Here is a 20481-nt window from a genome sequence, read left to right on the forward strand (position 1 = left end):
CGAACCAGAGTCTCAATGGTCTGTCAGACCGACTAGGCTCAGACAACTTCACGCTCGCTCGAGGTCTTATCGATGACTCAAGAACCACTTGTTCGCGAAGCAGAGGTGGCCGCATTCCGCGACGCCGTCTTGACCAAGCTTACCTACGCGGTGGGCAAAGACCCTGATCACGCCTTCGACCACGACTGGTTCGAAGCCATCGCCTTGGCGGCGCGCGATCACATGGTCGAGCACTGGATGGACCACACCCGGCAGATCTACCGTAAAGGCCAGAAACGGGTCTATTACCTCTCCCTTGAATTCCTTATCGGCCGCTTGCTCTACGACAGCTTGAGCAACCTCGGTCTGCTCGATGTGGCTCGCGAGGCCATGACCGAACTTGGCGTCGACATCGAGCGCATCCGTCTGCTGGAACCCGATGCGGCTCTGGGCAACGGAGGCCTCGGGCGCCTGGCGGCGTGCTTCATGGAAAGCATGTCGACCCTGGGCATCGCTGGCCATGGTTACGGCATTCGTTACGAACACGGTTTGTTCCGCCAGGCCATCGTCGACGGTTGGCAGCAGGAGCAGACCGAACACTGGCTGGATTTCGGCAACCCGTGGGAGTTCGAGCGGCCGGAGGTCGCCTACCCGATCGGCTTCGGCGGCAGTGTCGAAACCGTGACCGATGAAAACGGCAAATCCAGGCAAGTCTGGTCCCCGGCGGAAACCGTGCGGGCCATTGCCTATGACACCCCGGTGGTCGGTTGGCGCGGCGCGAGTGTCAACACGCTGCGACTGTGGCGTGCCCGGGCCATGGAAGATTTACACCTGGAGCGCTTTAACGCTGGCGACCACTTGGGCGCGGTAGCCGAAGTGGCCCGGGCCGAAAGTATCTCCCGCGTGCTCTACCCGGCGGATAGCACCGATGCCGGTCAGGAACTGCGCCTGCGTCAGGAATACTTCTTCGTTGCCGCATCCCTGCAGGATTTGCTGCGCCGCCATCGCAACATGCACACCTCGGTGCTGACCCTGGGCGATCACGCGGCCATTCAACTCAACGACACTCACCCCTCGATCGCCGTCGCCGAGTTGATGCGTCAGTTGGTCGACGTTTATGACGTGGCGTGGGATGCGGCGTGGCAGGTCACCGTCGACACGCTGTCGTACACCAACCACACGCTGTTGCCGGAAGCGCTGGAAACCTGGCCGGTCGGTTTGATGGAGCGGATGCTGCCACGGCACATGCAGATCATTTATTTGATCAACGCCCAGCACATCGACTCATTGCGGGCCAAGGGCGTTCACGATTTCGACGTGTTGCGTGCGGTGTCGTTGATCGAGGAAGACAACGGTCGACGCGTGCGCATGGGTAACCTGGCATTCCTTGGTTCTCACAGCGTCAACGGCGTTTCCGGCCTGCACACGCAGCTGATGCGCAGCACGGTGTTCTCCGAACTGCATAAACTCTATCCAGAACGGATCAACAACAAGACCAACGGTATTACCTTCCGCCGCTGGCTCTATCAAGCCAACCCGGAGTTGACCTCGATGATGGTCGACGCCCTCGGCCCGGATATGCTGGATAACCCCGAAGAAAGCCTGATAGGGCTGGAACCGTTTGCCGAAAAGACTGCATTCCGTAAACAGTTCGCCGAGCAGCGGCTGCACAGTAAAAAAGCCCTGGCGTACCTGATTCATGAGCGGCTGGGGATCGCGATCAACCCGGCGGCGATGTTCGACGTGCAGGTCAAGCGGATCCACGAATACAAGCGTCAGTTGCTCAACCTGCTGCACACCGTCGCGCTGTATCAGGCGATTCGTGCCGAACCGGAAATCGACTGGGTGCCGCGGGTGAAAATCTTCGCCGGCAAGGCGGCGGCCAGTTATCACCAGGCCAAGTTGATCATCAAGCTGACCAACGACATCGCCCGGGTGGTCAACAATGACCCGACCGTGCGTGGTTTGCTCAAAGTGGTGTTCTTGCCTAACTACAACGTCAGCCTGGCCGAAAGCATCATTCCGGCGGCGGACTTGTCGGAGCAGATTTCTACCGCAGGCTTCGAAGCCTCAGGCACCAGCAACATGAAGTTCGGCCTCAACGGCGCGCTGACCATCGGTACCCTGGACGGGGCCAACGTGGAGATGTGCGAGCGCATCGGTGCCGAACATATGTTCATCTTCGGCCTGAGCGCCGAGCAAGTGGAGGCGCGCAAGTTCAACCATGAGTTCAACGCGGCACCGGACATTGCCGCCTCCCATCGACTCAACGACGTGCTGCAAGCGATTCGCGGCGGGGTGTTCTCACCGGACGATCCGTCCCGCTATACCACACTGATCGATTCGCTGGTGGACTATGACCGCTTCCTGGTCTGCGCCGATTTCGACTCCTACTGGCACGCTCAGATGCGCGTCGAGGCTCATTGGCACGACTCGAAAGAATGGTGGCGCTCGGCGGTATTGAGCAGCGCGCGGATGGGTTGGTTCTCGTCCGACCGGACCATTCGCGAGTACGCCACGGATATTTGGAAGGCGTTGGAGTAAGTCTTCGACCGGCTCGATATACTGGCGCGCCGGAAAAGATCGCAGCCTTCGGCAGCTCCTACGGTCAGCGTTCACCTAACATTGTGGTGAACGCGGTCGTTGTAGGAGCTGCCGAAGGCTGCGATCTTTGCTGTACGGGCTGCGCTAATCTTTCTGGATTGGCCAATGCGCTTAGGGATATCGACCATGCAATGGATGTTCATGCTGATTGGGCTGCTACTGGGCTGGCTACTCGATGAGTCGTTCAGCGATGCGCTGTTGGGCGCTTTGCTCGGGCTGGGTATCGGCCAGGCAATCCGCATCAGCGGCTTGAGTACTCAAACCACCGAGCAGAGGCGCTTGCTCGATCAAGCGCAGGTTGCGCTGAATGCGGTCGAGCAGCGACTGGCGTTGCTGGAAGTGTCGGGCGTCAAAACACCTGAAGCCAGTGAACCGGTTCCATCCCCTGAAATCATTCTCGAGCAAGCCCCTGTCGCAGCCCCGGAGCTGATCTGGGAACTACCGCCCGAACTCGAACCCATCACGGCGGCGGCCGCCGAAACGAGTCGTCCGCTGCCCGATGATCTCTGGAAACCCGAACCGGTCGCCCGCGAACCACAACAACCGGCGGCGCCTCGCGGCCCGAATTTCATCGAGCGGGCCATCAGCGGCGCGCGCAACTGGTTGTTCGGCGGTAATACCGTGCTGCGGGTCGGCGTGGTGCTGTTGTTCCTCGGTCTGGCCTTCCTGTTGCGCTACGCCACTGAAGGCATGGTGGTGCCGGTCGAGTTGCGTTACGCCGGTGTCGCGGCGTCGGCCTTGGGCCTGCTCGCGCTGGGCTGGTGGTTACGCCTGCGCAACAGCAATTATGCGTTGATGCTGCAAGGCACCGGGATCGCGGTGTTGTACCTGACAGTATTTGCCGCGATGCGTCTGCATCCATTGCTCGACCCCACGGCTGCACTGGGACTGCTGGTGGTGGTAACAGTGTTCTCGGCGATTCTCGCCATTACCCAAAACGCCTTGGGCTTGGCCGCCGCTGCCGCACTGGGCGGTTTCGCCGCGCCGATCCTGACCTCCACCGGCGCTGGCAACCATGTCGCGTTGTTCAGCTACTTCGCCTTGCTCAACACCGGCATCCTCGCCATCGCGTGGTTCAAGGCCTGGCGGCTGCTTAACCTGATCGGCTTTGTCGGCACCTTCGGCATCGGGTTGGCCTGGGGTCTGCGTTCCTATACGCCGGAATTGCTGTGGAGCACCGAGCCGTTCCTGATTCTGTTTTTCCTGATGTACCTGGCCATCGGCCTGTTGTTCGCCCGGCGCAAGCTGCTGGAAATGAGCGACGCGCCCGAGGACGATAGCCGCGATGCACTGCTGCACTGGTCGGCGCGCAAGGGTGATTATGTCGACGGCACGATGTTGTTCGCACCGCCGCTGGTGGGCTTCGGTTTGCAGTTCGCGCTGGTGGAACATCTGGAATTTGCCGCCGCTTTCAGCGCCTTGGCACTGGGCATGATTTACATGGGCCTGGCCCGGTTGCTGATGGGTGGTCGAGCGCTGTTGTTGGCGGAAACCTGTTTGGCACTTGGCGTGATCTTCGCCAGCCTGGCAATTCCGCTGGGGCTCGATGCACGTTGGACCGCAGCCGCCTGGGCGGTGGAAGGCGCGGGGATTTTCTGGCTCGGCCTGCGCCAACAACGACCGCTGGCGCGAGCCTTTGCCTTGCTGCTGCAACTGGGCTCGGCACTGGCCTTTCTCAGTGAGCTGCGGATCGGCGAGAGCAGCCTGGTCGATGGCGCTCCGCTGGGGGCGTTGATGCTCGGCGTGGCGCTGCTGTTCAGCTTCTATCAATTACGCAAAGCGTTGCCTGAACAGGCGTCGCAGTGGGAGCGCCAAGCACTGCCGGTGCTGGCCTGCCTGGGGCTGACATTCCTTTATCTGCTGGCGCCACTGTTCTTCTTCACCCATGGCACGGCGATCAGTTGGGCGCTGGCCGGGTTGGCGACGCTGTTCGTCGGCCTGCGCCTGCAATCGAGGACGTTCCTGTTCACCGCGTTCGCCGTGCAACTGCTCGGCGGTGCGTTGTTCCTGTTGCGGCTGCAAGGGGCGGGTGGTGAGTCGGTTGCGGTGTTCAGTGCCGGTTGGAGCGGTTTGCTCAGTGCGTCACTGATCGGGCTGGCATTGATCGCCGGGATGTTGCTGGCGGCCCGCGACGACATGGTGCGCAGCGACGTGCGTTTGCTGCGCGGCTTGTCAGTGGTGTTGCTGGCCGGTCTGGTGCTGATCAACCTCGCCGTGTTGTTTGTGTTGCCATGGCAAACCGCGAGTGCGGTGTGGGCCGCCAGTGGTTTGTTCATCATCTGGCTGAGCCTGTACCTGAAGCAGCGCGTGAGTTTTGTCTTTGGTCTGCTGTTGCAGGTGATCGGTGGCGCTGCGTTCCTGTTCGCCGGGCCGGATCTGCTTGGCCCGCTGCTCAGCGAAGGGTTGCGACCGCTGGCGCATAGCGGTTTCTGGACGCCGCTGGTGCTGGGGTTGGCCGCATTCGTCGGGGCTTGGCGTTTGCAGGTCGGCAACCATGCTTCGGCCTTCGATGGGCTGAGTCTGCAACGCTTGTCCGAAGTGTTGCTGGTGTGGGGCGCGGGTTGGTGGGCGCTGGCGTGGGTCAGCGAAGTGCTGCGGTTCGCACCGTTGAATCTGCAAGCCACTTTGTTGCTGGCCGTCGCCGCCGTGAGTGTCGCGCTGTGGACGGTATTGGCACTGCGCCTGAAGTGGTCGTCGCTGGGCTTGCTCTGCACCTTGCTGATTCCCGCGGCCGGTTTGGTGTTGCTCGCTGCCTGGCATTCGCGTTATCACCCGGCCGCCAACTTCGGCTGGCTGGTTTGGGCTGCGGTGTTTGTCGTGCATTTCATCTCCCTGCGGCGCCTGGCGCCGACGCTGCCTGCAAGCGCCCTGAGCACCGCTCATGTGCTCGGCTGCTGGCTGTTGATCGGCGTGCTGGCCCTGGAGCTGCGTTACGGCTTGCTGCTGTTGTCGGAGCAGTACAACGCCTGGCGCTGGTTGGGCTGGGCGATTCTGCCGAGTCTGTATCTGGTGCTGATGGCCGCGCCGCGTGCGTGGCCATGGCCGGTGTCGGAGTATTCCCGCGAGTACCGGGTCTATGCCGCTGCGCCGTTGGCGTTGTTGATGCTCGGCTGGTTCTGGCTGGCGAACATCGCCAGTGACGGCACCGCCGAGCCGTTGCCATATGTGCCGCTGATCAACCCGCTGGAACTGGGCCTGCTGTTTGCCCTGTTCGGCGTTTACGTCTGGTCTCGCAGCGCCGTGACGCAACTGGCGATTCGCAAGGATTACGCCGATAACGCCACGCAAGTGATTGCCGGGGTTTCGCTGTTCGTCTTCTTCACCGCACTGGTGATGCGCACGGCTCACCATTGGGGTGGTGTGCCGTACGCGCTGGATCTGCTGCTTGGGTCGATGTTGGTTCAGGCCGGCCTGTCCATCGTCTGGACCCTGATGGCCCTGAGTCTGATGATCGGTGGGCATCTGCGTCATCGCCGCGAAGTCTGGCTGATCGGCGCGGCGCTGATCGCGCTGGTGGTCGCCAAGCTGTTCTTCGTTGAATTGAGTAACCGCGGCGGGCTGGCGCGGATCGTGTCGTTTATCGGCGTTGGCGTGTTGCTGTTGGTGGTGGGCTATTTCGCTCCATTGCCGCCCAAGCGTGCCGAAGCTGTGCCGGATGTTGAAAAACCGGCCCCTGAAACCGAAGGAGTGTCGTCTTGAGTCAGAATCTGAACCTGGGCTGGTGGGGGGCTGTGGTGTTGGGTGTGACACTGTCGGCTGGCGCGCAGGAAAAACCGGCGGACTTTGCCGCGCAGGTGCCATTGTCGGTGAGTGGCGAGGGCCCGTGGTATCGCCTGGAACTACCCTTGGGTGTGCAGTTGAAAGCGCGGCAAACCGATCTCAGCGATCTACGCGTGTTCAACGCCGCCGGTGAGCCTCAGGCTTATGCTCTGGCCCGAGAACCCGCGCAGACCCGCGAAAACCGCACGTTGAACGACGTGAAGTGGTTCCCGTTGTACAACTCGGCGGATGCCACCGAACGCGCGCCGAGTGTGCGCGTGCAATCGAACACCAACGGCACGTTGATCGAAGTGCAGCCGTCCAGCCAGTTGGAGGCGGGCGAAGAGGAGCTGCGCGGCTGGTTACTCGATGCCAGTCGAATCAAGGCGCCGTTACAGCAATTGATCCTTGACTGGACCAGCGATCGCGACGGTTTCCAGCGTTTCAGCATCGAAGCCAGCGACGATTTGCAACATTGGCAGTCATGGGGTGAAGGGCAAGTGGCGCGTCTGACGTTTGCCGACGAGCGGGTCGAGCAACATGAAGTCGGCCTGCCGGGGCAATCGGCGCGTTACCTGCGCTTGCTCTGGAGTTCACCGCAATCGGCGCCAGTGCTGACGTCGGCGCAACTGGAAAGCACCAACCCTCGCACCTTGCCGCTGCCATTGGTCTGGTCGCAACCGTTGGCTGGCACCAGCGTGAAGGCTGGTGAGTACATCTGGCAATTGCCGATGGGGTTGAACGTCCAGCGCTTGCAGATCGAGCTGAATCAACCCAACAGCCTGGCACCGGTGACATTGTCGGGACGCCGGGAAACCAGCCTGCCGTGGCAAACGCTGACCAGCGGTTTGCTCTACCGCTTGACCCAGAATGGCCAGGACGTGGTGCAGAACGAACTACAGCTGCCGGGCCAAACCGTGCAGCAATTGAAGCTGACGGTGGATGAGCGCGGCGGTGGCCTGGGCGCCGAAGCGCCGACCGTCCGATTTGCCGTGCGCTCCACGCAACTGGTGTTCCTGGCGCGCGGGGCCGGGCCTTATACGTTGGCGCTGGGGAGTGCAACGGTGAAGGCGGCGAGCTTGCCATTGTCGACGCTGATTCCGGATTACAGCGCTGCGAAGCTGGCGGCGTTGGGCAAGGCGACCGTGGAGGGTGGGGGCGTGGTGACGCCGGCGGCGACCGTGCCAACGGCGGCGGACACGAACTGGAAGAAATTCGGGTTGTGGGCGGTGCTGTTGCTCAGCGTGCTGTTTTTGGGGGCCATGGCGTTCAGCTTGCTGCGCAAGCCGGTTGTTAAGTCCTGAGGATGGCTGGCGCTACACGCCATTCGCGAGCAAGCCCGCTCCCACACTGGATCTCGGTCGTACACAAATGTTGTGTACGCTGAAGATCTACTGTGGGAGCGGGCTTGCTCGCGAAAGCGGTCTATCCGCCACAAAAAAACTCAATCTGCCACTGATCCACAAGCCACATCGGCCCCATTTCGAACTACGCTCAACCCCGCACATGAACTCTATTGGGTGTATCACGTCTGATAGGAGGAAATGCGCCCCGACTCGCGTTAAACTGCGCGGGTTTTTAGCCCCCCATTCCACCGGAGCCTTCCATGTCCCGCGTTACCTTGAGTCGCTATTTGATTGAGCAGACCCGCAGCAACAACACTCCTGCCGATCTGCGCTTCCTGATCGAAGTGGTGGCGCGTGCCTGCAAGGAGATCAACCACGCCGTGTCCAAAGGCGCCCTGGGTGGCGTTCTGGGCAGCATGGGCACTGAAAACGTCCAGGGCGAAGTGCAGAAGAAGCTCGACGTAATCTCCAACGAGATCCTGCTCGAAGCCAACGAATGGGGCGGTCACTTGGCCGGCATGGCGTCCGAAGAAATGGACAATGCCTACCAGATCCCGGGCAAATACCCGAAAGGCGCCTACCTGCTGGTATTCGACCCGCTGGACGGTTCGTCGAACATCGACATCAACGCGCCGGTCGGCACGATCTTCTCGGTACTGCGTTGCCCGAACGAATACCTGACCCAGAATGAGCCCTTGAATGAAAAGGCCTTCCTGCAGCCAGGTACCCAGCAAGTGGCCGCCGGCTACGCGATCTACGGTCCGCAGACCATGCTGATCCTGACCCTGGGCGATGGCGTGAAAGGCTTCACCCTGGACCGTGAAATGGGCAGTTTCGTATTGACCCACGAAAACATCACCATTCCTGAAACCACCCAGGAATTTGCCATCAACGCGTCCAACCAGCGTCACTGGGAAGCTCCGGTACAGCGTTACGTCGGCGAATTGCTGGCAGGCGACGAAGGCCCGCTGAAAAAGAACTACAACATGCGCTGGGTTGCCGCGATGGTCGCCGACGTGCACCGCATCCTGAACCGTGGTGGCCTGTTCATGTACCCACGCGACAGCCGCGAGCCGTCGAAACCGGGCAAACTGCGCCTGATGTACGAAGCCAACCCGATGTCGTTCCTGGTGGAGCAAGCGGGCGGAGCGTCCACCGACGGCCACCAGCGCATCCTCGACATCCAGCCGGAAGGCCTGCACCAGCGTGTTGCGGTGTTCCTCGGTTCGAAAGAAGAAGTTGCCCGCGTCACGGCTTACCACAAGGAATAAACCATGACCGCGCCCTGGCAGCCGTTGCTCGAATGGTGGTTCGGATCTTGCGAATCACCCAACGAAATATCGGCTGACAAGGGCAAGTTATGGTTCGGCAAGCGCGACAGCCAGGACCTCGAAGCGCGCGAGCGTTTCGGGGACCAGGTCGAGCGGGCACTGGCCGGCGGATTGACCGAATGGGTGCAATGCCCTGAAGGTTGGCTGGCCCTGGTGCTACTGCTCGATCAACTTCCGCGAATGATCTTTCGCGACACCCCCAAATCCTTTTCAGGCGATCTCAGGGCTCAGGCACTGGTAGCGCAAGGCATTGCTGCGGATTTCGATCGGCAACTGCGACCGATCCAGCGGGTGTTTATCTATCTGGTGTTCGAGCACTGCGAAAATCTGGCAGTGCAGAACGAAGCGGTTTCGCGGTTTCTTGATCTGGTTGAACAGCAACCGGAGGCGGATCGGGCGGTGTTTGCCGACAACCTGGATTATGCCGAGCGGCATCAGAAGATCATTGCGCGGTTTGGACGGTTTCCCCATCGCAATGCGGTGTTGGGGCGCGAATCTACGGCTGAGGAAATTGAGTTCCTTTCAGGACCTGGATCCCGGTTCTAGCTGATCGTTCCCACGCTCCGCGTGGGAATGCAGCCCGGGACGCTCCGCGTCCCTTCCAGAGCCGAACGCGGAGCGTCCGTTGAGGCATTCCCACGCAGAGCGTGGGAACGATCAGCGCTCGGTAATTAGATCCTGAAACTACCCACCAACTGCTTCAACCGCGCCGCCTGCTGTTCAAGATCAGCACATGCACGCAACGTCGACTGCAAGTTCTCCACACCTTCCTGGTTCAGCGTGTTGATCTCGGTGATGTCGACGTTGATCGACTCCACCACAGCGGTTTGCTCCTCGGTCGCGGTCGCCACGGACTGATTCATTCCGTCGATTTCACCGATGCGCTGCGTCACGCTACCCAGGCGTTCGCCGGCCTGGTTGGCGATGCCGACGCTGCTTTCGCTCTGGCGCTGGCTGTCGGTCATGGTGCTCACCGCTTCCCGGGCGCCGACTTGCAGTTCTTCGATCATCTTCTGCACTTGCTGCGCCGAATCCTGAGTGCGGTGGGCGAGGTTGCGCACCTCATCCGCGACCACGGCAAAACCACGGCCGGCTTCACCGGCACGGGCTGCTTCGATGGCGGCGTTGAGCGCCAGCAGGTTGGTTTGCTGCGAGATGCTGGTGATCACTTCCAGAATCTGGCCGATGTTCACCGTGTTGCTGTTCAGGGTTTCGATGTTGCCGCACGAATCGCTGATCTTCGCCGACAGCTGCTGCATTGCGGCGATGGTTTTATCCACCACCTGCTGACCGTCTTCGGCCAAGGCACGGGCGTCGCTCGAGTGTTGCGAGGCGAGGGCGGCGTTCTGGGCGATTTCCTGGGCGGCGGCGCCCAGTTCGTTGATCGCTGCCGCCACGCTGCTGGTGCGTGAGGCTTGCTGATCGGAGTTGAACATCGACGAGTTGGAGGCCGCGACGACCCGCAAGGCGACTTCGTTGACTTGGCCAGTGGCCGAGGACACTTCGCGGATTGAGGTATGAATACGTTCCACAAAACGGTTGAACGAGGTGCCCAACGCACCGAATTCGTCCTGGCCATGAATGGTCAGGCGCTTGGTCAGGTCGCCTTCGCCCTCGGCGATGTCATGCATGGCGCGGCCCATGGTCAGCAGCGGTTGCATCAGCACGCGGATCAACATGCTCAGTAGCGCGATGATAATCACCACGGCGATGACCATGGCGATGAACGCCGAGGTGCGGAATTCGCTGAGCATCGAGAACGCGGTGTCTTTATCCAGCACCAGCGCCACATACCAGTCGGCAGACGGTACACCGTTGACGTGAGTGAAGGAGATGAACTGGGTTTTGCCGTCCAGTTCGACTTCCTTCAGGCCCGGGCTGATTTTCGGCGCGCCGTTGGGGTAGGCGTCGGCCAGGTTCTTGAGCACCAGTTTGCTGTCCGGGTGGATCAGGATCTTGCCGTCGGCGCTGACGATAAATGCATGTCCATGACCGCCGAAATTCAGCAAGTTGATGATCGCGCTGACGCTGGACAGATCAATGTCTGCGCCGGCGACGCCAATCATTTGATTCTGGTGCTTCACCGGGGTGGCAACGGTAATCACCAGTTTGCCCGACGATGCCGCAATGTAGGGTTCAGTGACGATGGTCTGTTGCGCGTTGTTGGCCGCCTTGTACCAGCCACGAGCGCGCGGGTCGTAGTCCGCCGCACGATTGCCGGCCGGGACCGAGAACATCACGCCATCGGTGCCGCCGAAGTAGCTCAGCTGGAAGTTGCTGGTGTAGGCCGGCAGGTCGATGACGCGCTTGAGGTTGGCCTGGGCGCTGCCGTCCACGGCGATCTGCTGGGATAGCGATTGCAGCAACTGGATGCGACTTTCCAGCCAGGTCTGGATGTTGCTGGTGGTCAGGCTGCCGAGTTCCTGCATTGAGGACTCGGTGCTGCTGAGCAAAGTCTGCCGCTGGCGGTAATCGTTGAACAGGATGAAACAGGCGAATGCAACGGCCACCACGAGAGCGGCTGCCAACAGGATTTTGTGGCTGAATTTCATGTTTCTGGTCATTAAATGAGCTACCGCGAAGGGGCTGGTCAGCAAGGGGTGTCAATTTGCCACAGTGGAAGGCTTTGCGCTGCTTTCTTATGTCGACTGGCCAGCGCCAAAGATTAGGTGGCTTGCGGGAAAACCGACGAAATACTCAACGGCGCGAAAAAGTGGCTGATTTATCGTAAAAGGCAGATGGGTGGCTGAACAAATAGCCGAATGCTCAGGGAACCAGACAGGGGTTTTCTCTTCTAAGCTTCAGCTTGGCAGCCATGCCATTCCCTACGCCCCAGGAGTTACACCATGTCGCTGCGTTCTATCGCCTTGCTCTCGTTCTGCGTGTTGTTGGCCGCGTGCGGCAAGATCAATCAGGAAAATTACTCGAAGCTGTCGACCGGCATGCCCAAGGCCGAGGTTGAAACCTTGCTGGGCAAACCTGCCGATTGCTCGGGCGCGCTCGGCATGTCCAGTTGCACCTGGGGCGACAAAAACAGCTTTATCAGCGTGCAGTATGCCGGTGACAAAGTGCTGATGTTTTCCGGCCAAGGCCTGAAGTAAACCGGGGCTATTCGCCCACGGGAGAAAAAAATAATGAAGCGGTTACTGATCGTTCTTTTTGCCGGCCTGGTACTGGCCGGCTGCGCCACTTCTGGCGTAGATCCGTTGGCACCCAAGACCGTCAATTCGGTCAACCTCAAGCGCTACCAGGGAACCTGGTACGAACTGGCGCGTCTGCCGGTGTATTTCCAGCGCAACTGCGCGCAATCCGAAGCCCATTACAGCCTCAAGCCTGAAGGTGACATGGCGGTGCTGAACCGCTGTCTGACGTCGGACTGGCAATGGGAAGAGGCCAAAGGCACGGCTTATCCACAGGTGCCCGGCAAGGCCGACAAGCTGTGGGTCGAGTTCGATACCTGGTTCTCGCGACTGATACCCGGTGTGGCGAAGGGAGAGTACTGGGTGTTGTACGTCAGCGATGATTACAAGACCGCGATTGTCGGCGATCCGAGCCGCCGTCACCTCTGGCTGCTGTCACGCACCCCGACAGTCAATGGTGTAGTGCGCGAAGAACTGCTGAGCAAGGCGCGTCAGCAGGGTTATGACACGACGCGACTGATCTGGCGCACGTCGGATACCAAGATGGCCAAGACTTCGAACTAGCGGCGCGGCCGAAAAAGATCGCAGCCTGCGGCAGCTCCTACAGAGTCCGTGTTGATCCGCATTATTGCGGCCAACCGGACCAAGGTAGGAGCTGCCGAAGGCTGCGATCTTTTGCTTTTTCGGTTAACCGAGCAGTTCGCGCAGAACCTGGGTGAAGGCGCGGTTGCTTTCTTCTTCCCCGGCGTGCCGCCCATCACGCACGACCCACTGGCCGTTGACCAGCACATCCCGCACCTGACGATCACCACCGGCAAACAGCCAACGATTCAGAATCCCGTCGCCACTGGCCGTCGCCAGATACGGATCGTTGCCATCGAGCACCAACCAATCCGCGCGCTTGCCGACTTCCAGGGCGCCAATTGGCTGGCCCAGCGCCTGGGCACCGCCATCCAGCGCGGCGTCGTACAGTGTGCGGCCGACCATCGGCTGATCCGCGCCATACAAACGATTACGCCGCTGATCGCGCAGACGTTGGCCGTATTCCAGCCAGCGCAATTCTTCCACCACGCTTAACGACACGTGACTATCGGAACCGATGCCCATGCGCCCGCCCTGCGCGAGGAAATCCACCGCCGGAAAAATCCCGTCGCCGAGGTTGGCTTCGGTGGTCAGGCACAGGCCGGCGATGGCGCGGCTCTGGGCCATGAGCGTGACTTCTTCCGGGTTGGTGTGGGTCGCGTGAACCAGGCACCAGCGCTGATCGACTTCAGTGTTTTCGTACAGCCATTGCAGCGGACGGCGGCCGCTCCAGCTCAGGCAGTCATCGACTTCCTTCTGCTGTTCGGCAATGTGGATGTGCACCGGGCACTGCTTGTCGCTGGCCGCCAGCACTTCACTGATCTGCTGCGGAGTGACCGCGCGCAACGAGTGGAAACACAAACCCAAGGCCTGGGCCGGTTGCTGCGCCAGGATCGGCTGCAAGCGCGACTGAAGTTTCAGGTAGTTTTCGGTGCTGTTGATAAAGCGGCGCTGACCTTCGTTCGGGGTCTGGCCGCCGAAACCGGAGTGGCTATAGAGCACCGGCAGCAGGGTCAAACCAATACCGGCGGAACTGGCAGCCTGGCTGATGCGCAGTGCCAGTTCGGCCGGGTCTGCGTACGGCTGGCCGTTCGTATCGTGGTGTACGTAATGAAATTCCGCGACCGAGGTGTAACCGGCTTTGAGCATTTCGATGTACAGCTGACGGGCGATGACGCCGAGTTGGTCCGGGCTGATTTTTCCGACGAGCCGGTACATCAAATCGCGCCAAGTCCAGAAACTGTCATTCGGATTACCCGCCACTTCCGCCAACCCGGCCATGGCCCGTTGGAAGGCGTGGGAGTGTAAATTCGGCATACCCGGCAGCAGCGGACCGCTCAGCCGTTCGGCGCCATCTGCGTTGGAATCGGCCTGGATATGGGTCAACACGCCATCGGCGCTGACCTCAAGACGTACATTGTTGGCCCATCCACTAGGCAGCAGTGCGCGTTCGGCAAAGAAGGCGGACATGGTTCAGCACCCCATCGTGTGTTATTTGTATATACATATACAGACGTTTGCCTGCTCGGTAAACTCCGGCAAGCTAGTAGCCCTCAACAAATGAACAAGGATTAACCGTGCCAACTCCGTCTGCCACATTGCCGCCGAATGCCAATCTGAGCGCCAATCTGGGCGACAGTCCGGCGCCCTTGTACGCCCGCGTAAAACAGATGATCACCCAGCAAATCGACAGCGGGAACTGGCCACCGCACTACCGCGTTCCGTCGGAAAGCGAGCTGGTCAACCAGCTGGGTTTCAGCCGCATGACCATCAACCGCGCCTTGCGTGAGATGACCGCCGACGGTTTACTGGTGCGCATGCAGGGTGTCGGTACGTTCGTCGCCGAGCCGAAAAGTCAGTCTGCCTTGTTTGAAGTGCACAACATCGCCGACGAGATCGCCTCCCGTGGCCATCGCCACACCTGCAAGGTGATCACCCTCGAAGAAGAGGCCGCCGGTTCCGAGCGGGCCGTGGCCCTGGACATGCGCGAAGGCCAGAAAGTTTTCCACTCGCTGATCGTGCATTTCGAAAACGATATTCCGGTGCAAATCGAAGACCGTTTCGTCAACGCGCTGGTGGCGCCGGACTACCTCAAGCAAGATTTCACCTTGCAAACGCCTTACGCCTATCTCAATCAGGTCGCGCCGTTGACCGAAGGCGAGCATGTGGTCGAAGCGATTCTCGCCGAGCCGTCCGAATGCAAGTTGCTGCAGATTGAAAAGGGCGAACCCTGCCTGCTGATTCGTCGCCGCACCTGGTCCGGCCGTCAGCCCGTGACCGCCGCCCGTTTGATCCACCCCGGTTCCCGTCATCGTCTGGAAGGACGGTTTCATAAATAAGAAAGAGACATAAATGAGTCAGTTGAAGGTTTTACGCGCGGCCGGTTACCCGCGCATGCCGTGGAAAAACGGCGGCGGCAGCACCGAAGAAATCACCCGTGATACCGGTGTGGGCCTTGATGGTTTTGGCTGGCGCCTGTCGATTGCCGACATCGGCGAGTCGGGCGGGTTTTCCACCTTTGCCGGCTATGAGCGAGTGATCACCGTGCTGCAAGGCGAGGGCATGACCTTGCGGGTCGACGGTCAGGACACGCGGTCGTTGTTACCGCTGGACCCGTTTGCTTTCAGTGGCGAGAGTCATGTGTCCTGCACATTGCTCGGTGGGCCGATTCGTGATTTCAACCTGATTTATGCACCGGACCGTTACAGCGCGCGGTTGCAGTGGCTGGAGGGCGAGCCGCGGTTTTTCAGTTCGGCTGGCACCGTGTTGGTGTTCAGCGTCGCTGAACAGCTTGAAGTGACGGTGGGTAACAACGCCTCTCAGCTAGGACGCCATGATTGTCTGCAGCTGGACGGTAACGTTGGCCTGCTGGATATCTCCATCAAGGGGCAGTGCTGTGTGATCGAGCTGATCGCACGCTGATCCAAAATCCTCAAAAGATCGCAGCCTTCGGCAGCTCCTACATTGATCATGTTCGCCGCAATATTGTGGATGGACATTGAATCTGTAGGAGCTGCCGAAGGCTGCGATCTTTTGCTTTTAAGCGTTCCCCATCGCGCACCAACTTGTTACCGAACGCCCCAGCGTGACGCAAAACCACGCTCAAGTAACAGCCATCTTCCTCACACCAAATCCCCCCGAAAAATTTCATCTCCGTTAAAACCCTTGATCTACAGCCTTTCCAGACCTTTCAAAACTTTTCTTGAACACTCATCCAGTAAGTTGGCCGCTTGATTGCATATGCTTGTATGTACAAGTAAAGACGTATGCGTATGAGTCGATTCGAGACTCCTCGCAGCGTCCACTGATTCGCTTGGGGCGCTGTGACGCGCACAGGCTGGCTCGCCCACTGCCAGGGCTGGTTTGAATTGATCGCTGAGGAGTCTTTTTCGTGACTGACAATACCCAGAAACCTACTAAATACCGCAATGTCGAAATCCGCGCTGCCCGCGGTAACAAGCTGACCGCCAAAAGCTGGCTGACTGAAGCGCCGCTGCGCATGCTGATGAACAACCTCGACCCGGAAGTCGCCGAGAACCCTAAAGAACTGGTGGTTTACGGTGGTATCGGTCGTGCGGCACGTAACTGGGAATGCTACGACAAGATCGTCGAAAGTCTGACCAACCTGAACGACGACGAGACCCTGCTGGTGCAATCCGGCAAGCCGGTCGGCGTGTTCAAGACCCATAGCAACGCCCCGCGCGTACTGATCGCCAACTCCAACCTGGTGCCACACTGGGCGAGCTGGGAACACTTCAACGAACTCGACGCCAAAGGCTTGGCCATGTATGGCCAGATGACCGCTGGTAGCTGGATCTACATCGGCAGCCAGGGCATCGTCCAGGGCACCTACGAAACCTTCGTCGAAGCCGGTCGCCAACACTATAACGATGACCTGAAAGGTCGTTGGGTCCTGACCGCAGGCCTCGGTGGCATGGGCGGCGCTCAACCACTGGCCGCAACCCTGGCCGGCGCTTGCTCGCTGAACATCGAATGCCAGCAGGTCAGCATCGATTTCCGCCTGAACAGCCGTTATGTCGATGAGCAAGCTACTGACCTCGACGACGCTCTGGCGCGTATCGCCAAATACACCAAGGAAGGCAAAGCGATTTCCATCGCCCTCCTTGGCAACGCGGCCGAAATCCTGCCGGAACTGGTCAAGCGCGGCGTGCGCCCGGACATGGTCACCGACCAGACCAGCGCCCACGACCCACTCAACGGTTACCTGCCAGCCGGCTGGACCTGGGAAGAGTACCGCGCTCGCGCCAAGACCGAGCCAGCCGCTGTCGTCAAAGCCGCCAAGCAATCGATGGCCGTGCACGTTAAAGCGATGCTCGAATTCCAGAAAATGGGCATTCCGACCTTCGACTATGGCAACAACATCCGTCAGATGGCCCAAGAAGAAGGCGTCGAGAACGCGTTCGACTTCCCAGGCTTCGTACCGGCTTACATCCGTCCGCTGTTCTGCCGTGGCATCGGCCCGTTCCGTTGGGCTGCGCTGTCGGGCGATCCGCAGGACATCTACAAGACTGACGCCAAAGTAAAAGAACTGATTCCGGACGACGCCCACCTGCACAACTGGCTGGACATGGCCCGTGAGCGCATCAGCTTCCAGGGGCTGCCGGCACGTATCTGCTGGGTTGGCCTGGGCCTGCGCGCCAAGCTCGGTCTGGCGTTCAACGAAATGGTTCGCAGCGGTGAATTGTCCGCGCCAATCGTGATCGGTCGCGACCACCTGGACTCCGGTTCGGTAGCCAGCCCGAACCGCGAAACCGAATCGATGCAGGATGGTTCCGATGCCGTGTCCGACTGGCCACTGCTCAACGCTCTGCTCAATACCGCGAGCGGCGCGACCTGGGTTTCCCTGCACCACGGCGGCGGCGTCGGCATGGGCTTCTCCCAGCACTCGGGCATGGTGATTGTCTGCGACGGTACTGACGAAGCGGCCGAGCGTATCGCTCGCGTCCTGCACAACGACCCGGCGACCGGTGTCATGCGTCACGCCGATGCGGGCTACCAGATCGCAATCGACTGCGCCAAGGAGCAGGGCCTGAACCTGCCGATGATTACCGGCAAGTAATGCTTGCCCTGTAGGAGCTGCCGAAGGCTGCGATCTTTTGATCTTGATCCTTTAAAGGCAAAAGATCGCAGCCTCGTTTCACTCGACAGCTCCTACAGGGATCACCAACACCGACAAACAATCCACAGAGGTTGAACAATGGCTGTTAATGACGATCGTGCAGGCAGTAAACCGTTGATCGAGAAACGTTCGATCGACTACATCCCGGAAGCGGAGAGACACGGTCGTCTGTTGAGCCAGTTCACCCTGTGGATGGGGGCCAACCTGCAAATCACCGCGATTGTCACCGGGGCCCTGGCCGTGGTGTTGGGCGGTGACGTGTTCTGGTCGTTGATCGGTCTGTTGATCGGTCAACTGCTCGGCGGTGGCGTAATGGCGCTGCATGCGGCGCAAGGGCCCAAGCTTGGCCTGCCGCAGATGATCTCCAGCCGGGTACAGTTCGGCGTGTATGGCGCGGCCATCCCGATTGTGCTGGTGTGCCTGATGTACTTGGGCTTCACCGCAACGGGCACCGTGCTTTCCGGCCAGGCGCTGGGCCAGTTGTTTGGCGTCAGCGACAGCGTCGGTATCCTCATCTTCGCCAGTGTCATCGTGCTGGTCACGGTGCTCGGTTATCGGGTAATTCATTTCATCGGCCGTGTCGCCAGCGTCATTGGCGTGATTGCCTTCGTTTACCTGTTCAGTCGCCTGATGAGCCAGACTGACGTTGGCGCACTCCTGCAAATCCGCCACTTCAGCTGGAGCAGCTTCCTGCTCGCGGTTTCGCTCGCAGCGTCCTGGCAGATCGCCTTCGGCCCCTACGTGGCTGACTACTCCCGTTACCTGCCAAGCAGTACGTCCTCGGTGAAAACCTTTTTCGCCGCCGGCGCCGGTTCGGTTATCGGCGCACAGGTGGCGATGATCCTCGGCGTGTTTGCCGCCGCCATGGCCAACGGGCAATTCGCCGGCCACGAAGTAGCCTACATCGTTGGTTTGAGCGGCAGCGGTGCCACCGCTGCGCTGCTGTACTTCAGCATCGCGTTCGGCAAGGTCACCATCTCAACACTGAACTCCTACGGCAGCTTCATGTGCATTGCGACGGTCATCAGCGGTTTCCGTGGTGACCTGAAAGTAACGCGTTTGCAGCGTCTGGTCTTCGTGCTGGTCATCGTCGGCACTGCGACCCTGATCGCGTTGCTCGGTCAGCACTCGTTCCTCGGTGCGTTCAAGTCCTTCATCCTGTTTTTGCTGGCTTTTTTCACGCCATGGAGCGCGATCAACCTGGTGGACTACTACTGCATCACTCGCGAGCGCTATGACGTGCCGGCGCTGGCCGATCCGAACGGTCGCTACGGCCGTTGGAACCCCCTCGGTATCAGCGTCTATGTCTTCGGTGTGCTGGTGCAACTGCCGTTCATCTCTACCAAGTTCTACACCGGTCCGCTGGTGCACGCTCTGGGTGGTGTGGATATTTCCTGGATCATCGGTCTGGTGCTTCCCGCAGGCCTGTATTACGTGTGCGCAAAAAAATGGCACAGCGCAGTACCCGATCACCTGATTCTGCCAGTCGAGCAGGACAGCAATGCAGCACCTATAACAAGCGGGGCCGGTCGCGCTGCGGCGCAGGCCTGATTGGACGTGGACAGGGCTGGATGCCTCTTGACTGCCGTAAGCCAACTCATGATTAGGAGCGTCAAACAATGAAATCGAACAAGACCCTGCTGACCACATTGCTTTCCATGGGCCTGTTGGCCAGTGCTGGCGCCACTCAGGCGGCTGGCTGGTGCGAATCGGGCAAACCGGTGAAATTCGCCGGCCTGAATTGGGAAAGCGGCATGCTGCTGACCGACGTGATGCAAATCGTCTTGGAGAAAGGCTACGACTGCAAGACCGACAGCCTGCCAGGCAACTCCATCACTATGGAAAACGCCCTGAGCAGCAACGACATTCAAGTGTTTGCCGAAGAATGGGTCGGTCGCAGCGAGGTCTGGAACAAGGCCGAGAAGGCCGGCAAGGTTGTCGGTGTCGGCGCTCCGGTGGTTGGCGCCATCGAAGGTTGGTACGTCCCGCGTTACGTGATCGAAGGCGATGCCAAGCGCAAGCTGGAGCCTAAAGCACCGGACCTGAAAGCGATTGCCGATCTGGGTAAATACGCTGCAGTGTTCAAGGATCAGGAAGAGCCATCCAAGGGCCGTTTTTACAACTGCCCGGCGGGCTGGACCTGTGAGCTGGATAACAGCGAAATGCTGAAAAGCTACGGCCTGGAAAGCACCTACACCAACTTCCGTCCGGGCACCGGCCCGGCGCTGGATGCCGCGGTGCTGTCGAGCTACAAACGTGGCGAGCCGATCCTGTTCTACTACTGGTCGCCAACCCCGCTGATGGGCCAGGTCGACCTGGTCAAACTCGAAGAGAAGCCTGGCGTGGACAAGAGCGTGACCATCAAGGTCGGCCTGTCCAAGACTTTCCACGAGCAAGCCCCGGAACTGGTGGCCGTGCTGGAAAAGGTCAACCTGCCGATCGACCTGCTGAATCAGAACCTCGGGCGCATGGCCAAAGAGCGGATCGAATCGCCAAAACTGGCCAAGATCTTCTTGAAGGAACATCCTGAAGTCTGGCACGCATGGGTGAGCGAAGACGCAGCCAAAAAGATCGACGCGGCCTTGTAGGTCGAGTGTCTC

The 20481-nt window shown here is 60.1% G+C and carries 14 protein-coding genes and 1 pseudogene; 12 read left to right on the forward strand and 3 right to left on the reverse strand.

Annotated features, from left to right (window positions below; translation table 11 throughout):
• Window positions 1-72: 72 nt before the first annotated feature.
• The 5 genes from TU81_RS16465 to TU81_RS16485 all read left to right on the forward strand — a co-directional run bounded on the left by TU81_RS16465 (window position 73) and on the right by TU81_RS16485 (window position 9565).
• Window positions 73-2523 (forward strand): glycogen/starch/alpha-glucan phosphorylase, encoded by a 2451-nt coding sequence (locus TU81_RS16465; protein WP_038978566.1) that lies wholly within the window; start codon window positions 73-75, stop codon window positions 2521-2523.
• 186 nt (window positions 2524-2709) lie between these two features.
• Complete coding sequence (locus tag TU81_RS16470; RefSeq protein ID WP_048396058.1) at window positions 2710-6282, forward strand: DUF2339 domain-containing protein; 3573 nt, start codon at window positions 2710-2712, stop codon at window positions 6280-6282.
• A complete protein-coding gene (locus TU81_RS16475; RefSeq protein ID WP_048396059.1) occupies window positions 6279-7646 on the forward strand; it encodes a DUF3999 domain-containing protein in 1368 nt (455 codons plus the stop codon). The genes TU81_RS16470 and TU81_RS16475 overlap by 4 nt, the downstream gene beginning before the upstream one ends.
• Window positions 7647-7948: 302 nt before the next feature.
• Window positions 7949-8959: a class 1 fructose-bisphosphatase gene (locus TU81_RS16480; protein WP_038978569.1), complete on the forward strand. Its 1011-nt coding sequence runs from the start codon at window positions 7949-7951 to the stop codon at window positions 8957-8959.
• Window positions 8960-8962: 3 nt separating this feature from the next.
• Window positions 8963-9565 carry a DUF924 family protein gene (locus tag TU81_RS16485; protein WP_038978570.1) on the forward strand — a complete coding sequence of 201 codons (603 nt, stop codon included), beginning with the start codon at window positions 8963-8965 and terminating at the stop codon, window positions 9563-9565.
• Between the two features lie 125 nt (window positions 9566-9690).
• On the opposite strand, the gene TU81_RS31140 is transcribed toward TU81_RS16485, so the two are convergent.
• Window positions 9691-10455 (reverse strand): methyl-accepting chemotaxis protein, encoded by a 765-nt coding sequence (locus tag TU81_RS31140; RefSeq protein WP_370694726.1) that lies wholly within the window; start codon window positions 10453-10455, stop codon window positions 9691-9693.
• Between the two features lie 93 nt (window positions 10456-10548).
• Window positions 10549-11583 (reverse strand): annotated as a pseudogene (locus tag TU81_RS31145) (HAMP domain-containing protein); the annotation flags it as partial.
• A 282-nt stretch (window positions 11584-11865) separates the two neighbouring features.
• On the opposite strand from TU81_RS31145, the gene TU81_RS16495 reads away from it, so the two are divergent.
• Window positions 11866-12120 (forward strand): hypothetical protein, encoded by a 255-nt coding sequence (locus TU81_RS16495; RefSeq protein WP_008068804.1) that lies wholly within the window; start codon window positions 11866-11868, stop codon window positions 12118-12120.
• A gap of 33 nt (window positions 12121-12153) precedes the next feature.
• A complete protein-coding gene (locus tag TU81_RS16500; protein ID WP_038978572.1) occupies window positions 12154-12723 on the forward strand; it encodes a lipocalin family protein in 570 nt (189 codons plus the stop codon).
• Window positions 12724-12846: 123 nt separating this feature from the next.
• On the opposite strand, the gene TU81_RS16505 is transcribed toward TU81_RS16500, so the two are convergent.
• Window positions 12847-14211: a formimidoylglutamate deiminase gene (locus TU81_RS16505; RefSeq protein ID WP_048396061.1), complete on the reverse strand. Its 1365-nt coding sequence runs from the start codon at window positions 14209-14211 to the stop codon at window positions 12847-12849.
• A gap of 200 nt (window positions 14212-14411) precedes the next feature.
• Between TU81_RS16505 and hutC the strand changes: the two genes are divergently transcribed.
• The 5 genes from hutC (at window position 14412) to TU81_RS16530 (ending at window position 20469) form a co-directional block, all read left to right on the forward strand.
• On the forward strand, window positions 14412-15080 hold the full coding sequence (gene hutC, locus TU81_RS16510) for a histidine utilization repressor (protein WP_231669701.1): 669 nt from the start codon (window positions 14412-14414) through the stop codon (window positions 15078-15080).
• Window positions 15081-15093: 13 nt separating this feature from the next.
• Entirely contained in the window at window positions 15094-15663 is a 570-nt protein-coding gene (locus TU81_RS16515) for a HutD/Ves family protein (RefSeq protein ID WP_038978574.1), read from the forward strand.
• A 469-nt stretch (window positions 15664-16132) separates the two neighbouring features.
• On the forward strand, window positions 16133-17821 hold the full coding sequence (hutU, locus tag TU81_RS16520; RefSeq protein WP_038978575.1) for a urocanate hydratase: 1689 nt from the start codon (window positions 16133-16135) through the stop codon (window positions 17819-17821).
• Between the two features lie 138 nt (window positions 17822-17959).
• Window positions 17960-19432: a purine-cytosine permease family protein gene (locus tag TU81_RS16525; RefSeq protein ID WP_038978576.1), complete on the forward strand. Its 1473-nt coding sequence runs from the start codon at window positions 17960-17962 to the stop codon at window positions 19430-19432.
• 68 nt (window positions 19433-19500) lie between these two features.
• Window positions 19501-20469, forward strand: coding sequence for an ABC transporter substrate-binding protein (locus TU81_RS16530; protein ID WP_048396062.1), 969 nt, complete (start codon window positions 19501-19503; stop codon window positions 20467-20469).
• Window positions 20470-20481 lie beyond the last annotated feature (12 nt).

This window comes from Pseudomonas lini (assembly GCF_001042905.1).
In the GTDB taxonomy this organism is placed as follows: Bacteria; Pseudomonadota; Gammaproteobacteria; order Pseudomonadales; family Pseudomonadaceae; genus Aquipseudomonas; species Aquipseudomonas lini.

Bases quoted from the DNA above. Each gene is read 5' to 3' on its own strand.
- TU81_RS16465 (WP_038978566.1), top strand. From the start codon at position 73: ATGACTCAAGAACCACTTGTTCGCGAAGCAGAGGTGGCCGCATTCCGC.
- TU81_RS16470 (WP_048396058.1), top strand. From the start codon at position 2,710: ATGCAATGGATGTTCATGCTGATTGGGCTGCTACTGGGCTGGCTACTC.
- TU81_RS16480 (WP_038978569.1), top strand. From the start codon at position 7,949: ATGTCCCGCGTTACCTTGAGTCGCTATTTGATTGAGCAGACCCGCAGC.
- TU81_RS16485 (WP_038978570.1), top strand. From the start codon at position 8,963: ATGACCGCGCCCTGGCAGCCGTTGCTCGAATGGTGGTTCGGATCTTGC.
- TU81_RS31140 (WP_370694726.1), bottom strand. From the start codon at position 10,455: ATGTTCAACTCCGATCAGCAAGCCTCACGCACCAGCAGCGTGGCGGCA.
- TU81_RS16495 (WP_008068804.1), top strand. From the start codon at position 11,866: ATGTCGCTGCGTTCTATCGCCTTGCTCTCGTTCTGCGTGTTGTTGGCC.
- TU81_RS16500 (WP_038978572.1), top strand. From the start codon at position 12,154: ATGAAGCGGTTACTGATCGTTCTTTTTGCCGGCCTGGTACTGGCCGGC.
- TU81_RS16505 (WP_048396061.1), bottom strand. From the start codon at position 14,211: ATGTCCGCCTTCTTTGCCGAACGCGCACTGCTGCCTAGTGGATGGGCC.
- hutC (WP_231669701.1), top strand. From the start codon at position 14,412: ATGATCACCCAGCAAATCGACAGCGGGAACTGGCCACCGCACTACCGC.
- TU81_RS16515 (WP_038978574.1), top strand. From the start codon at position 15,094: ATGAGTCAGTTGAAGGTTTTACGCGCGGCCGGTTACCCGCGCATGCCG.
- TU81_RS16525 (WP_038978576.1), top strand. From the start codon at position 17,960: ATGGCTGTTAATGACGATCGTGCAGGCAGTAAACCGTTGATCGAGAAA.
- TU81_RS16530 (WP_048396062.1), top strand. From the start codon at position 19,501: ATGAAATCGAACAAGACCCTGCTGACCACATTGCTTTCCATGGGCCTG.